The following is a 15428-nucleotide window of genomic DNA, read 5'->3' on the forward strand; positions in this document are numbered from 1 at the left end:
TGCGTAACATGTGTTTTATTAAGCGATGTAATGAAAAATTTTCTTATAAGAGAATAAATAACAGTTTACAAACAAATGGTTGTTGTTTGTGTAAAGGGGTAAAGGGTGAGCGTAATACAAAATTTTAAACATGTTGATTGGTTACAGGATAGTTGCATCCAAACATTGCTCCACGTTTTGTCTTTAGATGGTGGAGAGGCACGTATTGTAGGTGGAGCGGTGCGTAATCAGCTGCTAGGGCAGCCTATTAGTGATATTGATATTGCTACAACTTGTTTGCCACAACAGGTAGTAGAGCGTGCAGAAGAAGCCGGGTTTAAAGCAATTCCTACAGGTGTTGCGTTTGGTACAGTAACGGTGATTTCCAAGTCATGCGCTTATGAAGTTACAACGCTTCGCTCTGATGTTGAAACGGATGGTCGCCATGCAAAAGTGGTGTTTGGTTGTGATTGGAAAAAAGATGCTGAACGGCGGGATTTTACTATTAATGCACTTTATTGTGATTCTGCTGGTCAGCTTTATGATTTTGTGGGAGGCTTAAACGATATTGCCAGTCGCACAGTGCGGTTTATAGGTATTGCAGAAAATCGTATTTGTGAAGATTATTTGCGTATTTTGCGTTTTTTTCGATTTTTTGCTTGGTATGGAGCGGGACGACCAGATGTAGAAGGATTAAAAGCATGTGTTCGTCAAAAATACGGTTTGCAAAAACTTTCATGTGAACGGATTTGGGGAGAAATGAGAAAACTGTTCGCTGCCTCTGATCCAACACGTGCTCTTTTATGGATGCGTCAAAGCGGAATTTTGACACTTATTTTTCCAGAAACAGAAAAATGGGGCATTGATGCGATCCATTCACTTGTTAAAGTAGAACAGGCTCTTGGTTGGAAAATAGATCCGTTGTTGCGGCTAAAAAGTATTCTTCCCCCAGATTCCATACGTCTTGATGAAATGATGCATCGCTTGCGTTTATCTAATAAAGAAACAACGCGGTTGAAGGAATGGGCAGAGTTGGAAAAGATTAGCCAAAGCAGTTCAGATACTTTTGTGCAAAAATTGATTTATTTGCATGGTCGACAACCGGTTTTGGATCAATTGTCCTTATCTATAGTTGCTGCGTATGATGATACTCAAGAGAAAAGCAAGGCTTTGCAAAAAGCAGAACATTATATAAAGCTCTATCAGCTTGCTCAAAAATGGCAGATTCCAACTTTTCCTGTTAGTGGCAAGGATTTGATAAAAAAAGGTTTGGAGCAAGGCGTGTTTATAGGACAAAAGCTCAAAGAATTAGAAATGATGTGGATTGAAAGTGGATTTGTAATAGATCGAAATGAATTATTAAAAAAAATTAATTTATAACATTATATTTTGTTAATAACTTTCCGATTTTATTTATTATATATCAATTATATTTGGCTTTTTATGGTGCTATGTTAGGATTGTTGGTAGTAGAAATGATATGAAGCTTTAATGGTATTGTAGCATTTTATAAGCTTGGCTTCTTTCTTTTAAAAATTGTTTATCATGTGTAATGTAGTGGTATCTGTGCCAATAGATTGAAGATTTTTATATTTTTTTATTATTGTAACCAATTTGGCGCAGTGCTTCCCCTGTCGTTATGGCTACACTCATTGCAATATTGAGAGAGCGTGCATGTGGCTGCATGGGAATTTTCAATGTATAATCAACGTCTTTAAAGACGTAGTCTGGAACTCCTGCTGATTCACGACCAAAAAGTAAAATATCGTCTTTTTGATAGCGCATATCTGTATAGTATATGTCTGCTTTTGTACTTAAAAGCAAAAGGCGACGATTAAAATGTTTCATGGTGCTCATAAAATGTTGCCAGTCAATGTGTCGTTCTAGTGAGACATATTCGAGATAATCCATACCGGCTCGCTTAAGGTTGCGATCCGACAGGTTAAAGCCTGCAGGCTCAATAATGTGCACATGTAAACCAAAACAGGCGCTAAGGCGCAAAATTGTTCCAGTATTACCAGCAATATCAGGTTGAAAAAGAGCAATGTGAAGTGTCATACACTATGTATTATGTTTTTTTCTTTGTGATTTGTAAAGGAGCCATATGGACTACTTCAGAAATATGATTTTGAGACCATACAGTTTTTGTGCTTGGCTATCCATTTCTTTAAAATTTCAGAAGAAAATTTTTCTGCTTCCCAACATGTAAGAATTTGGCAGTACGTAAAAATTTTTGATACTAATTAGATTGGACAATTCTCTGAGCATTAGAGAATAAAAAGTTGAATGGGTTGTGAAGAAGTCTATAGCTGATGTTTACAATAAAGTGCAATTACAACATGGAATGAAGGTCTTTATCAATAAATTATTATAGATTAGAAGATATGTTGGTTTTCACAATTTGAAGGAATTTGGTCGTAATTCAAGTGCGGGTTAAGGTTTTCCATAAGCAATATGTGAGCGATGGTTCGAAGAGGAAAGGAAAATTTTTAAAATGAGCTGATTGTTATAATAGACTATTTCCCATCCCTTTTTGTTCATGCAAGAAAACATTGATAATGCGCTTATTTTTTCAGATTTTGCATTGATGGCATGTATGCGTGCAATATATTTTTCATTTCTTCTTTTTATTTCTGATATTGCCTGATAAGCTCTACGTTATAACGGCTGTCAAAATAGGATATCAGAAGATGATTAGAGAGCATAAAAATTACTAATGGTTATTGATTTAGCCTTTATTTCATTGCAAATATCGTTTTTGTATGGAAGTTTTTTTTTGATATGGATAGCTGAGCTATGCGGGGAAATTTGTAAAAAAACAGTCTCCATGTCTTTTTATGTTCAGTTATTTTTTGAACTTATGTCTATAATAGGCTAGCTCTTTGTATACTCTAGAGGAAGAGTTGGAGGATAAATAGAAGAACTGAGAGAGACAGAGAAAGTTCTTGGTTCGAAAAAAAGCACAGGGAACAAATCCGGTTATGACGCATTGAAGTTTTGTAAAGTCAAAACGGAGATGTTTATAAAATGAATAAAATTGCATTTACTACTATGTTAGTTGTAATGGCTTCTAGTGCTTACGCTCAGTCTTTTACAGCTTCTTCTGAACCTGAAATAATTGCTTCAACGGGTATTGTACAGATTAATTCAGCTATGTCTACACGTTATGTTACTCCTTTAGCGACTGATTTCGTTGCTTCAAGTCTTATTGGTGCAGATGTATACAATATGGAAAACGAAAAAATTGGTGAAGTGAAAGATATTATTTTACGTGAAAATAATATCGCAGGGATTGTTGTTGCTGTTGGTGGTTTTCTTGGTATAGGGGAACATTATGTCGTTGTTGCTCCAGAAACAATCCAGATGTCTAATGATTATGGTAAATGGAAACTTATTACTAATGCGACAAAAGATTCTCTAAAGAATGCTCCAGCATTCAAATATAAAGGACGTTGGAACCTTTAATTTTTTCTTTGCTTTGTTTTATAGGTAAGAACAGTCGCTATCACACAGCGTATGATGGCGCTGTTTTTGTTTTTTAGAAGTGTAAAACATTTTAACAGAATGGTTTCAGGTATTGTGTTTAAATAACATGATATCACCATCTTGCACAATATATTCTTTTCCTTCATCGCGAGCTTTCCCCGCTTCTTTTGCTCCACTTTCTCCACCTAGAGTAATATAATCTTCGTAGCTTATGGTTTGAGCGCGGATGAAGCCGCGTTCAAAATCTGAATGGATGACACCAGCTGCTTGTGGAGCCTTGGTTCCACGCACAATTGTCCATGCTCGTGTTTCCTTAGGTCCGCACGTGAAATAAGTAATTAAGTCCAACAAATGGTAGCCTGCGCGAATAAGTCGATTTAGACTTGGCTCAGAGAGTTCTAAAGCACTAAGATATTCAGTGGCTTCTTCATCGCTTAGCTGGGTAATTTCAGCTTCAATGGCAGCAGAAATGATAATGCTTTGAGCATTTTGCTCTCTTGCCATTTTCTCAACTGTTTGAGTAAAGCTATTTCCGTGAGCAGCATCATTTTCGCTTACATTGCAAACATAGAGTACAGGTTTAGAGGTTAAAAGATTCAAATCATCAAGGATGCAGCGTTCATCAGAGGAAATATTTTTGAGCAATAATCGGACAGGGCTTCCCTTTTGCAGCAAATTCAATGCTGCTTCCATTACGGGAAGAATTGCCAGAGCTTCTTTATCTTTTCCTGTCGCACGTTTACGGATTTGTATGATTCTTCGCTCAAGACTTTCAAGATCTGCAAGCATAAGTTCTGTTTCAACAGTTGTGGCGTCAGAAACAGGATCAACGCGTCCTTCTACGTGGGTAATATCTTCATTTTCAAAACAGCGTAGAACATGGATAATAGCATCAACTTCGCGAATATTAGCTAAAAATTTATTGCCTAAACCTTCACCTTTTGAAGCTCCACGTACAAGTCCCGCAATATCAACAAAATTAATGCGCGTAGGAATGATTTCTTTTGAACCAGCAATTGATGCAATTTTTTCCATACGCAAATCTGGAACAGCAACTTCACCAGTATTTGGTTCAATTGTACAAAAAGGATAATTAGCAGCTTGTGCTGTGGCTGTTTTTGTTAATGCATTAAAAAGGGTTGATTTACCGACATTTGGTAATCCGACAATACCGCATTTAAAACCCATGAGCTGCCTTCTTTTCTGTTTGTTTTATGGTCAAGATAATGTTTTTAGCATTTCTATAACATATTTCAGAAAAAGTCATAGCTTCTAGTTGCTGTAAGAGAACAAAAAAGCTATGCTAAGAAATAGTTAACTTTTTATCGTCATATTTTAAGTATTTCCTATCTTAAATCATGATAGAATTTAAAATTAAATATTAACAGTGTATTAAATTTCTTTTAATACATGGATTCGCATGATGAATTAATCGGAGTAAATATGAGAGTACTGTCTCGTCGTGCCTTTTTGATAGCAACGCCTTTGGCTTTGGCTGCATGTGCTACGCGCCAACAATTAGATATGTCGCTTATTTCTTCTCAGCAAACTTGGCACGTTCCAGCGGAAATGCAGGCTTTGTATGGGCCTGTAATAAATGAACCTTATTCGTTACCTGCTGTTGATCTTTCTACAATTGAGCCAAAGTTTTGGCGTCAAGAAGTCATTTATTATACACCTTATCCATCTGGTACACTGGTTGTTGATACTCAGAAACGTTTTCTCTACCTCATTGGTGAAAATGGGAAAGCTCTACGTTATGGTATTGGTGTTGGTAAAGAAGGGTTAGAATTTGAAGGTGAGGGGATTATACGGCGTAAACGTCATTGGCCTAGCTGGGTTCCAACTCAGGCAATGATGATTCGAGAACCAGAACGTTACGGTCATTTAGGAAAGGGAATGCCACCAGGACCTGATAATCCACTAGGGGCACGGGCTCTTTATCTTTATAAAAATGGGCAGGATACACTTTTCCGCATCCATGGTTCACATGAAGCGTGGTCAATTGGTCATGCAGTTTCAAGTGGGTGTATTCGTTTGCTTAATCAAGATGTAATTGATCTTTATGATCGTGTTCCCATTGGTGCGCGTGTGGTTGTGTTGCGGAGCCAAGAAAATATATCTAAAGTTTCAAGTCAACAGCAAAATGTTCGTGATCCATTATTGTCGACTATCAATCAAAACGATTTATTTTAGTTTCATAAGATACAGAAATTTAAATAGTTTTATTTAATAAATTTTACTTGCTGCTCAATAATTTTTTATATGTATAGAAACTGCAGCAAGTGATATTAACTTTGTTTTATGAGTTAAAAGGTTATTTCTTATTAGAGATCTTTATTTTTCATTATTCGTGAGATTTCATTCAAAAACAAACTGTTGTTGCCGTTTATGAGAAGAGCAATATTTTTTGCAATCGTGTCTAATAGAGGCAGTAGCCATTCTTGGTCAGATTTCGCAAAATTTCCTAAAACATATTGACTGACAAGATCTTTAGAACCAGGGTGTCCGATCCCAAGTCGTAGACGGTAGTAATCAGTGCTGCAATGAGAATCGATGGACTTTATACCATTATGCCCATTACTGCCTCCACCGATTTTTATGCGTACTTTTCCAGGCTGTAGATCCAGTTCATCATAGATGACAATCAAATTTTTTGACTCTAATTTATAAAATCTCAAAATTTCACCAATAGCTTGGCCAGATAAATTCATGAAAGTTTGAGGTTTTATAAGAAGGGTTTTTTCGCCATTTATAAGTCCATTGGAGATTTCGGATTGAAACTTTTTTGACCATGGAGAAAAAGAATAAAACTGGTAAATAGCATCAACTGCCATGAAACCAATATTGTGACGGTTATTTTGGTAAGATGAACCAGGATTGCCTAGACCAGCAATAAGCCACATGTGCGCCCTTAGTGAAATATATGGGTTCAAAAATTTTTAAGAGAAGGCGGGAATTTTTCCCGCCAGCTAGAGTTTATTAAGATTTTGCACCGCCATCGCCATTTTCTTGTTCTGAACTTTCATCACGGATATCCAAGTCAGCGGGAGCTGCAATGGTTGCAATGGTGAAGTCTCTATCTTGAATCACTGGTGTAACACCTTTTGGCAGTTGCACCGCTGAAATATGGATAGAGTCACCAATAGAGTAACCAGAAAGATCAATTTCAATTGCGTGAGGAATCGCATTTGCTGGGGCAGTACATTCAATTTCATGGCGAACAATATTTAAGACACCTCCACGTTTAATACCAGGAGCGGTATCTTCATTGAGGAAGTGCACAGGAATATTTACATCCACGACGGATTCTGCTGAAATACGTAAAAAGTCCACATGTATGGGAAAGTCACGAACTGGATCTAGTTGATAATCTTTTGCTAGAACCTGAATTTTTTTCTCACCGATGATAATCGTAGCGGTGGTTGTACGAAAGCCGCCAGCGTGAATTTTATAGAAAATTTCTTTATAGGGAACTGCAATTGCTAAAGGCGGTTGTTTGTCACCATAAATGACAGCTGGAATGAGACCGTTGCGGCGTAGTTCACGGGAGGACCCCTTACCAACCCGCTCGCGTACTTCGGCCTTAAGAGTGTAGCTTTTGCTCATAATTTAAGTCCTTTTACATGATTGGAGATTCATCAAAAACTAACAACAGTTTTTACATGAAAATGAAGATATGCGCTTTATTAATTAGCGATTGCTCCATTCTGCGTTGCCTCCAAGGGTGTCTACGCAGAAGATTACTCTATAGTTCAAACCTTTTGAAGTTTCAAGAGTTGTGGGAAATATTCACGATTTCTACCGTTAAAGAAGAAGAAATGTTACAAGTTTCATACATATGGGGAATCAATCAATACGGATTTGTATATTTACAATCGAATACTGGAGACATTCATGAAGGTTGAGATTGCCTTGGGTGAGGTGTCGGAATCTCGTGCTTTACACAAATCGGTTCCAGCACTTGTTGATCTTGAAGAATTATTGGCGACACGTCTTTTAGTGCAAGGCAATTCTGGTTCAGGAAAATCCCATCTCCTTCGACGTCTGCTTGAACAAAGTGCTCCATGGGTACAGCATTGTGTCGTTGATCCAGAGGGTGATTTTGTAACTTTGGCAGATAAATTTGGCCATGTTGTTGTTGAGGCTGAGCGTAGCGAACAAGAATTGGCGCGTATTGCTTATCGAATTCGCCAACATCGGGTTTCTGTTGTGTTTAATCTTGAAGGTTTAGATAATGAACAACAGATGCGTGCTGTTGGTACTTTTCTTGGTGCATTGTTTGATGTGGAGCGCGATTATTGGTATCCTATGCTTGTTGTGGTTGATGAAGCACAATTATTTGCGCCAGCAGCGGCGGGAGAAGTTTCTGATGAAGCGCGTAAAATTTCACTTGGTGCGATGAGCAATCTTATGTGTCGAGGGCGCAAACGTGGTCTTGCCGGTGTCATTGCTACACAGCGTTTGGCTAAGCTTGCAAAGAACGTTGCTGCAGAAGCTTCAAATTTTTTAATAGGACGAACTTTCTTAGATATAGATATGGTTCGTGCTGCAGATCTTTTGGGAATGGAGCGCCGCCAAGCAGAAATGTTTAGAGATCTTGAGCGTGGTCATTTTATAGCTTTAGGTCCCGCTTTATCACGACGATCATTACCCATCATCATTGGACCTGTTGAAACATTAGCGCGCTCTTCTAGTCCAAAACTCATGCCACTTCCAACAGAAAGAGATGACGTAAAGGAATTGGTTTTTACGGTTTCGCCAGAGGAAATTTTAATTTCATCTAAATATTCACAGGAGCCTGTGAAAAAACAATCTATTCATGAAATGTTAGAAGAGGCCGTGCACAAAAAACAAGAATTGTTGGAAGAAAAGCTAAGCCTTTTTCCTGAATTTTCTGCTGTTGATCACAATATACAAGTCGAGCGTGTTATTTGTGAAATTATGGATGATCCCGATGCTGCTTATCGTTCAACAGCGGTATTGTATCAAGATTTTTTGGTTCGTTGCCGTATTCATGGAATTTCAGGAGTTTCTCTTAATCTTTCGCAATTTCGGCGTAAATTGGCTATTGCTCAAGCTGATATTGATGAAGAAACTGCTGAAAGTGAAAGTTGGAAACGCATTTTATACATATCAGAAAGTTTAGAAGATGATATCCAAGGTGTTTTTTTGAATGTGGCACAAGCAGCGCTTACTGGAAAACCTTGCCCATCAGATGCATTTTTAGCACGTCTTTATGGAACTCATTCTTTAAGTCGTGTACGCTGGCTTTTAACTCATTTCGAAGAACGTGGACTTATTGTGATCCGTATGCATCTTGGCGGTCAACGCATTATAGCTTTTCCTGACATTGGTGTAGAAACAGCACCAGGAGATCCAAAAGCTCCAATTTAGTTGAATAAACTTGAGACAGATTGTTCTGCTGCTGTTCTTGCAATTGCTTCTCCAAGTAAATCGGCAACTGGCAGAACACGGATATTGCGTGCACTCTCAATTGCTGATGTTGGCATAATTGAATCAGTGATGACCAATTCTTTCATTTCTGAGTTTGTAATGCGTTCGATAGCATTTCCGGAAAGAACACCGTGCGTAATATAAGCTGTGACGCTATTTGCACCGTGTTTGAGCAAAGCACTTGCTGCGTTGCATAAAGTTCCTCCAGAATCAACAATATCATCGAGCAAAAGGCAATCTTTTCCAGAGACATCTCCAATGATATTCATAACTTCTGATTCTCCTGGGCGTTCGCGACGTTTATCAACAATAGCAAGCAAACTGTTTAAGCGTTTAGCTAAGGAACGTGCACGCACCACACCTCCCACATCAGGTGAAACAACAATAACATTTTCAAGAGAGTAATGTATTTTCACATCACGAGAAATGACAGGAACAGCATAAAGATTGTCTGTTGGGATATCAAAAAAGCCTTGGATTTGTCCTGCATGAAGATCCAATGTCAAAACGCGATTGGCTCCTGCTTCAGTAATCAGATTAGCAACAAGTTTTGCGGAAATTGGGGTACGTGGTCCAGGCTTTCGATCTTGGCGAGCGTAACCAAAATAGGGAATAACAGCTGTAATACGACGTGCTGAAGAACGGCGAAGAGCATCAATCATGATGAGTAATTCCATCAGGTGGTCATTTGCAGGATAGGATGTAGATTGCAAAACAAACACATCCTGTCCTCGGACATTTTCTTGCAATTCTACAAAAATTTCTTGATCTGCAAAGCGCTTCACCGTTGCCTTGCCTAAGGGAATATTTAAATAAGCTGCAACTTTTTCCGCAAGGCGTGGGTTAGAGTTTCCGCAAAAAAGTTTCATAGTAGAACCTCTGAATAATCATGACCGAGTGTGATTCAGTTTTTAACTTTTTGTTATCAGATTGCAAGAAAACAATCACAAGAACATTACAATTTTACTCATCATTATTAACGAGGCGCATGTTTTATTTTTTAGAAAAGTTTTTAACTGTGGAGAAAAGAAATACATACTGATTAAAGTTTTTTGCAATCGCTTTATAAAAAACGGTTTCAGCATTAACAATATTTATGTTTAGGGTAATGATGGGGGCGTGTTTAAACAGAGTGCTTTTCTATAAGTTATTCTAATTAAATGTTAAAAAAAAGAATAGGAAAAGCTATCCTATCATATGAACTAATAACTGATTTTGTAAAAGACAGCATTGTATAACTAAGTTTATTCTTTTAGAATAATAGCAGAAATTTGTCGTCCGTAATCTGGTTCTTTACGGTGCACTGCACGGCGATAGGAAAAAAAGCGCTGTTCATCTTTGTAAGTGCAAAGCTCTAAGCAAGAAGCATTGACTCTTGCTTGCGTGAGTTGATCTATAATGAATGCCCATAGGTTAAATTTAAAGCAATTTACTTTATCTGTTTTTAAAAAATACTTTTGAAATTCACTGTGGCAATCAAGAAATTGGTTATAAAATTCGCTTGTTACTTCATAATGGCATGGACCAATACAAGGTCCAAGAACTGCTGTTATTGACTGTCGTTTGGCACCTTGTTCTTCCATAACAGAAATTGTTTTTTCCACAATTCCGTTTAAATTTCCTCTCCAGCCAGCATGCGCAGCAGCGATAACACCTGCTTGCGGGTCAGAAAAGAGAACAGGGCCGCAATCTGCCGTAAGAATGCCAATTGCTAAATTTTTTGTGGTTGTAACAAGAGCGTCAGCTTTAGGAGGTTCACCATTGAAGGCTTCATGAACAACAACGACTTTACAAGAATGTATTTGATTGATAGTGACTAAATTTTGCATTTCAATACCAAAGTAATTGGCGATTAAAGTGCGGTTTTGTGCAACATGTTCAGGGTTATCATTTGAGCTTTTGCCTGTATTAAGGCTCTGATAAATACCCTGTGAGACACCACCTTGACGTGTAAAAAAGCCATGCTGTATCCCATGTGTGTGTAAATCAGAAAGATTTTTTGCCAATATGGGCTTAAGAACAGGTTGCATAAAAGTTCCTTACAGGATTTTTGTTAAGTGGTAATGGTGTGTGAGATATTTGCATTTGTCAATGTATGTTATTGTGGGCAGTTAAAATTTAGGAGGTAAGGGTATATTTTTATCGCTTATGTGTAAAACTTTAAACAGTTTACCCATTTGATCTGAACCAGCTAATCGTTCGATATCTTGGCGGATTTTGTTTTGCAGTGTAGCGTTTTTGTTGATTCCAAGCTGTTTAGCTCTTTCCAACAGACCCATTTTTAAAAGAAAGTCTCTTTGTTCTAAAATTTCAGCAAAACAGCCTTGTTCAATGGCTATCATTTTTAAAGGGAAAAAATTTACATGTGATGTTAGATCATGTTCACCTGGAGCATCAAAGATATCACGAAATTTGTGTTTTGAAACAGCTTGCAATGTATCACCAAATGCAAAATCAGAAGCTCCATAGTCAATAAGTAAAGCAGAACCTTTCATTTGTATTAACCGGTTACTGATTTTGTGCATCAATTGATGTCGTAAGGGCGCATGTTCAAAAATTGTTCCATCAGGGATGTTCCAATCGTAAGATTGTAAATAAAGGAAAGGGAGTTTACGCTGTTTAGCAATAAATGTGAAGTTTCCGTTTTGATTAACGGTAATGCAGCGTTCTTTCCATTCTCCATCAAGTTTAATATATTGGTTGATTGGGAGTGCATCGAAGAATTCATTGGCAATTAAGAATAAATGTCCTGAGGGGATCTGGTCAAAATTTTCAACGTTATGGATCTGTTTTTGATAAGATGAAAGACGACTTTTTTGTTCTTTTGCAAGGTTTTGGCTTATTTCAATAAGAAAAATTTCAGCAGCATTAAATGCTGTGGTACATAATTTTTGAATGGTACGTAAAATATCATCCATAAGAGTTCCGCGTCCTGGGCCTATTTCAGCTAAAATGAAAGGGCGAGGACAGTTATGGGCTTTCCAGCTTGCGAGAGTCCAAATGCCAATCATCTCTCCAAATAATTGGCTTATTTCAGGGGCAGTGATGAAATCACCGGTGCGCCCAAAGGGTGTTTGTGTTTGATAATAGCCAAATTGAGGATCTGTGAGAGCCAATGTCATATATTGACTGACAGTGATTGACCCATTGAGCGCGATAATTTTTTTAATTTTCTCTTTGAGTGTGGCCATTATTCTTTAAATTATTAGGATTGGTGCTTGAAGGCTTTAAAAATAAGATAAACACCGAAAAAAAACATAGGCAGAGATAAAGCCATGCCATAGGTAAATCCAGTGGAATGAAAAAGGATAGAAAACCATTCTGGGTCTTCTTGAGGAACACGGTAAAGTTCTGAAATAATACGCGCTATTGCATAGCTCATAACAAATGTTCCTGCTATAGCTCCGGAGCGTTTTAGTGCTTTGAAAACAAAAATAAGAATGAACAGGATGATAAAAAGAAGAAATCCTTCCATGAATGCTTCGTAAAGTTGGCTTGGATGACGCGGTAAATACTGAGGATCTTGAGGAAAACAAACGGCCCAAGGGACACTGGTCACATTGCCCCATAATTCTTGATTAATGAAGTTGCATATTCGTACAATACCAATACCAATAGGGGCACCTGCAGCGATTATATCAAACATTGCTCGCATTTTAATGTTATTCTTACGGGCAAATAAAATCATTGCAATGCCAATACCAATGAGCCCTCCATGAAAAGACATTCCTCCATTCCATATAGCGATGATGGAACTTGGATGACTAAAGTAATAAGCTGGATCCCATACGAGTACTTGGCCTAAGCGACCACCAACGATGATGCTGATAATAGACCAGATAACAAAGTTTTCTATCTTTTCTTTATCCATAGGAGGTTGGTTTGCATACCATAAGGATGGTCTTTCTAATAATTTTTGCGCATACCACCAAGCAAAAAGAACGCCAATAACGTAACCAAGTCCGTACCAATGTAGAGATATGGGACCTAAATGAATAATTACAGGATCCAGATAATCAGGAAAAGCAATGGCAGGACAAAAAAAATCATTCATGAGTTAAGTACTCTAATATTTATAAGGTTATATGATACTCAGGAATGACAGATGAATGTGCAGTGGTCAAGAGCCAAGAAAGAGGCAAGTTATGGAGGGATTTGATAAGGCTTTCATTGTTTACAGGTGTAGGCGTAAAAATTATAGTGATAAAAAATTATAAAAGGCATAAACAGAAGTCTATATAACTGATGTACAGTCTATTAAGTGTGAGGGAACAAATGCGATATCTAAATGTTGTGAAAATGCGTTATAATGCACGTGTTAAGAATGAAAACTAAAGGAAAATTACATGCGTAGTCGATCAAACCGTATTTTTGATGAATTAGCAAAATTAGCAACAGATGCAGCTGATGCTGCACAAGGTATAAAACATGAAGCTGGAATGGCTTTTCGTTTACAAGCTGAAAAGATAGCAAATAAACTTAACCTTGTTTCACGCGAAGAATTTGAAGCTTTTAGGGAGATGGTGCTGAAAGTCCATGCTGATAATGCTGATTTGAAAAGGCGTTTTGATGATTTAGAAAAAGAACAAACGCAAGAAGAATAAATTGGTTTTTGTAAAAAAATTATAGATTCAGAAAAAATATCCCCAATTTTTCGATGTAGTGCATAAATTAAAAAAATGCTTAATCTTGAGTCTGTTAGAGAAGATCGCTCATTTATTTTGGGTTTGTTTTTTATAAAAAAAGCATTTTTTTGAATCAGGGGACTGGCGCTATGAAATTGTATCAATACACTGAAAAACTTGATGATTCGTTTTAATTATCAGGCTTATTATTGAAGGAGAGTATCTTTCGGTATTGTGTATTGCTTTGTGTTTTAGTGTGTATTTGTGTGGCGTAAAGGCTGTAATTGTAGCAAATTGTTAGAGTTTCAGTGTTTTGAGTTTTGTTGTAACGTTGTTCATATTATTGATTGTTGAGGACTAATGATGAGGCTTGCATTTTGCGCCACAGAAAGAGAAGAGCATCCTGTTGATTTTATCGAGCAGATTGCCCATAAGTACGATTGGTCTTTTGAGCGGAATGTTAAAGATGAAATTAATGTTTGTGTAGAAGGGGCACGGACAAATTATCGCGTTGCATTTTCATGGATGGAAGAACAGGAAGCCCTTCATTTAGCTTGTGCGTTTGATCTTTTTACCGACAATGCTCGAACAGCTGAAATGCATCGTTTATTGCTCGCAATTAATGAAAAATTATTGCTGGGGCATTTTGATTATTGGCAAGGGGACAATTCAGTTATTTATCGGCAGGGTCTTCTTTTGGCTGGAGGTTTGCATCCATCTCATATACAGGTTGAAACATTGTTGGTACATGCGCTTAGAGTTTGTGAAAGCCATTATACTGCGTTTCAAATGGTTGCTTGGGCTGGTGAAAGCGCTTGCAAGGCATTACAATACACTTTATTTGAAACTGTGGGAAATGCTTGAGTTCCTTAGGCATGTTTGTTTAACAGTTACTTTTCTATGATCAATTTGCAAAATATTTATCATAAGGGGATGTCGATAATAGCACGAAATCTCCCTAGTGGGCTGTTATCTAATTGATATTGCCTCCATGGTTGCGCGCTATATCTTGAGCAATAGAAAGGCCAAGATCCGTTCCACAGACATCTTGATCTCGTGCTTTATCAAGTTTGAAGAATGGTTTAAAGACTTCCGTACGCATGTTTTCATGAATGTTAGATCCATCATTATCAATAGTCATTATAAAAGATTTTCGTTGTGAATAGCTGTTAGTTTAACAGTGTTTGCTTAACAAAATGCATTTGATACGAGATTGCTGACCAAGCGCGTGAAAGCATGAGGGTGTTTTTGTATTTCTGTAGAACTTTTAATGGTGTAGAAAAATTGACGTTTGTGAAGATGGGCATCAGCGGAAAATGTTTGCATAAGAGCATTTAAGTCAAAGGTTTTAACATTTTTACTGTTTTTGCTTGCGTACAAAAGTAAGGTAATCCTCTAGCATATTTTGCATATCACTGACATCTTGTTCAAGTTGTTCAAGTGAAGTTGTGTCAAAGTTGTTAGTATTGACGAGTGCTAGCTACAGTTTGAAGTGCATGAGAGTGGTTCTTAAATCATGATTTACGCCTGATAGCATCATGGTGCGTTATTCAATTTGGCGTTCAATACATTCACGCATACGCAAAAACGTGATGCCAGCACGACGGATTTCATCAGTTTCTTGAGGCTGAAATCTTTCTGGTAAGGGATGACTAAACCCAAAACTTTCTACGACTTTTGCTAATTGTTGGATTGGTTTGATTTGATTGCGCAAAAAGTAAATTGCTATCAGCAATAAAACAAGAACTGTTCCTACCATCCAGCTTTAAAAAATATCAGTATTGGCAGCATAAGCTTGGTTAGGCATAGCAAAGATGCACAAGATGCTGTGACAAAGATGGAGACAAATTTCGATAAGATCAGAATTGCCCACTGTATCAT

The 15428-nt window shown here is 37.5% G+C and carries 14 protein-coding genes and 1 pseudogene; 6 read left to right on the forward strand and 9 right to left on the reverse strand.

Going from position 1 to position 15428, the window contains the following annotated elements; translation table 11 throughout:
* Positions 1-105 precede the first annotated feature (105 nt).
* Complete coding sequence (locus V4B18_RS03490) at positions 106-1359, forward strand: CCA tRNA nucleotidyltransferase (protein WP_455476432.1); 1254 nt, start codon at positions 106-108, stop codon at positions 1357-1359.
* A gap of 207 nt (positions 1360-1566) precedes the next feature.
* On the opposite strand, the gene V4B18_RS03495 is transcribed toward V4B18_RS03490, so the two are convergent.
* Complete coding sequence (locus V4B18_RS03495) at positions 1567-2037, reverse strand: tRNA (cytidine(34)-2'-O)-methyltransferase (RefSeq protein WP_455476433.1); 471 nt, start codon at positions 2035-2037, stop codon at positions 1567-1569.
* 969 nt (positions 2038-3006) lie between these two features.
* On the opposite strand from V4B18_RS03495, the gene V4B18_RS03500 reads away from it, so the two are divergent.
* Positions 3007-3444: a PRC-barrel domain-containing protein gene (locus V4B18_RS03500; protein WP_455476434.1), complete on the forward strand. Its 438-nt coding sequence runs from the start codon at positions 3007-3009 to the stop codon at positions 3442-3444.
* A gap of 105 nt (positions 3445-3549) precedes the next feature.
* On the opposite strand, the gene ychF is transcribed toward V4B18_RS03500, so the two are convergent.
* A complete protein-coding gene (gene ychF, locus V4B18_RS03505; RefSeq protein WP_455476435.1) occupies positions 3550-4653 on the reverse strand; it encodes a redox-regulated ATPase YchF in 1104 nt (367 codons plus the stop codon).
* 255 nt (positions 4654-4908) lie between these two features.
* Here ychF and V4B18_RS03510 point away from each other — a divergent pair, with 255 nt between their 5' ends.
* Positions 4909-5661, forward strand: coding sequence for a L,D-transpeptidase (locus tag V4B18_RS03510; protein WP_455476436.1), 753 nt, complete (start codon positions 4909-4911; stop codon positions 5659-5661).
* A 131-nt stretch (positions 5662-5792) separates the two neighbouring features.
* On the opposite strand, the gene pth is transcribed toward V4B18_RS03510, so the two are convergent.
* Both pth and V4B18_RS03520 read right to left on the reverse strand, forming a co-directional pair.
* Positions 5793-6371: an aminoacyl-tRNA hydrolase gene (gene pth, locus V4B18_RS03515; protein ID WP_455476437.1), complete on the reverse strand. Its 579-nt coding sequence runs from the start codon at positions 6369-6371 to the stop codon at positions 5793-5795.
* A gap of 76 nt (positions 6372-6447) precedes the next feature.
* Positions 6448-7074 carry a 50S ribosomal protein L25/general stress protein Ctc gene (locus V4B18_RS03520; protein ID WP_455476438.1) on the reverse strand — a complete coding sequence of 209 codons (627 nt, stop codon included), beginning with the start codon at positions 7072-7074 and terminating at the stop codon, positions 6448-6450.
* Between the two features lie 288 nt (positions 7075-7362).
* On the opposite strand from V4B18_RS03520, the gene V4B18_RS03525 reads away from it, so the two are divergent.
* Positions 7363-8862, forward strand: coding sequence for a helicase HerA domain-containing protein (locus V4B18_RS03525; RefSeq protein ID WP_455476439.1), 1500 nt, complete (start codon positions 7363-7365; stop codon positions 8860-8862).
* Here the strand turns inward: V4B18_RS03525 and V4B18_RS03530 are convergent.
* The 4 genes from V4B18_RS03530 to lgt all read right to left on the reverse strand — a co-directional run bounded on the left by V4B18_RS03530 (position 8859) and on the right by lgt (position 12976).
* On the reverse strand, positions 8859-9791 hold the full coding sequence (locus V4B18_RS03530) for a ribose-phosphate pyrophosphokinase (RefSeq protein ID WP_455476440.1): 933 nt from the start codon (positions 9789-9791) through the stop codon (positions 8859-8861). The genes V4B18_RS03525 and V4B18_RS03530 overlap by 4 nt on opposite strands.
* Positions 9792-10166: 375 nt before the next feature.
* Positions 10167-10952 carry a peptidoglycan editing factor PgeF gene (gene pgeF / locus V4B18_RS03535; RefSeq protein ID WP_455476441.1) on the reverse strand — a complete coding sequence of 262 codons (786 nt, stop codon included), beginning with the start codon at positions 10950-10952 and terminating at the stop codon, positions 10167-10169.
* 81 nt (positions 10953-11033) lie between these two features.
* Positions 11034-12113 carry a class I SAM-dependent methyltransferase gene (locus V4B18_RS03540; RefSeq protein ID WP_455476442.1) on the reverse strand — a complete coding sequence of 360 codons (1080 nt, stop codon included), beginning with the start codon at positions 12111-12113 and terminating at the stop codon, positions 11034-11036.
* Positions 12114-12127: 14 nt separating this feature from the next.
* Positions 12128-12976 carry a prolipoprotein diacylglyceryl transferase gene (lgt, locus tag V4B18_RS03545; protein WP_455476443.1) on the reverse strand — a complete coding sequence of 283 codons (849 nt, stop codon included), beginning with the start codon at positions 12974-12976 and terminating at the stop codon, positions 12128-12130.
* A gap of 292 nt (positions 12977-13268) precedes the next feature.
* On the opposite strand from lgt, the gene V4B18_RS03550 reads away from it, so the two are divergent.
* A complete protein-coding gene (locus tag V4B18_RS03550) occupies positions 13269-13526 on the forward strand; it encodes an accessory factor UbiK family protein (RefSeq protein ID WP_455476444.1) in 258 nt (85 codons plus the stop codon).
* A 384-nt stretch (positions 13527-13910) separates the two neighbouring features.
* On the forward strand, positions 13911-14411 hold the full coding sequence (locus V4B18_RS03555; RefSeq protein WP_455476519.1) for a YbjN domain-containing protein: 501 nt from the start codon (positions 13911-13913) through the stop codon (positions 14409-14411).
* A gap of 59 nt (positions 14412-14470) precedes the next feature.
* Here V4B18_RS03555 and V4B18_RS03560 read toward each other — a convergent pair.
* Positions 14471-15426, reverse strand: a pseudogene (locus tag V4B18_RS03560) (ATP-binding protein); the annotation flags it as partial.
* Positions 15427-15428: the final 2 nt, after the last annotated feature.

The organism is Bartonella sp. B17 (assembly GCF_053795755.1).

Excerpts from the sequence above, each read along its gene's own strand:
- pgeF (WP_455476441.1), bottom strand. The coding sequence starts at position 10,952 with ATGCAACCTGTTCTTAAGCCCATATTGGCAAAAAATCTTTCTGATTTA.
- V4B18_RS03540 (WP_455476442.1), bottom strand. The coding sequence starts at position 12,113 with ATGGCCACACTCAAAGAGAAAATTAAAAAAATTATCGCGCTCAATGGG.
- V4B18_RS03525 (WP_455476439.1), top strand. The coding sequence starts at position 7,363 with ATGAAGGTTGAGATTGCCTTGGGTGAGGTGTCGGAATCTCGTGCTTTA.
- V4B18_RS03550 (WP_455476444.1), top strand. The coding sequence starts at position 13,269 with ATGCGTAGTCGATCAAACCGTATTTTTGATGAATTAGCAAAATTAGCA.
- V4B18_RS03500 (WP_455476434.1), top strand. The coding sequence starts at position 3,007 with ATGAATAAAATTGCATTTACTACTATGTTAGTTGTAATGGCTTCTAGT.
- V4B18_RS03520 (WP_455476438.1), bottom strand. The coding sequence starts at position 7,074 with ATGAGCAAAAGCTACACTCTTAAGGCCGAAGTACGCGAGCGGGTTGGT.
- V4B18_RS03555 (WP_455476519.1), top strand. The coding sequence starts at position 13,911 with ATGAGGCTTGCATTTTGCGCCACAGAAAGAGAAGAGCATCCTGTTGAT.
- V4B18_RS03530 (WP_455476440.1), bottom strand. The coding sequence starts at position 9,791 with ATGAAACTTTTTTGCGGAAACTCTAACCCACGCCTTGCGGAAAAAGTT.
- V4B18_RS03510 (WP_455476436.1), top strand. The coding sequence starts at position 4,909 with ATGAGAGTACTGTCTCGTCGTGCCTTTTTGATAGCAACGCCTTTGGCT.
- V4B18_RS03495 (WP_455476433.1), bottom strand. The coding sequence starts at position 2,037 with ATGACACTTCACATTGCTCTTTTTCAACCTGATATTGCTGGTAATACT.
- ychF (WP_455476435.1), bottom strand. The coding sequence starts at position 4,653 with ATGGGTTTTAAATGCGGTATTGTCGGATTACCAAATGTCGGTAAATCA.
- pth (WP_455476437.1), bottom strand. The coding sequence starts at position 6,371 with ATGTGGCTTATTGCTGGTCTAGGCAATCCTGGTTCATCTTACCAAAAT.
- lgt (WP_455476443.1), bottom strand. The coding sequence starts at position 12,976 with ATGAATGATTTTTTTTGTCCTGCCATTGCTTTTCCTGATTATCTGGAT.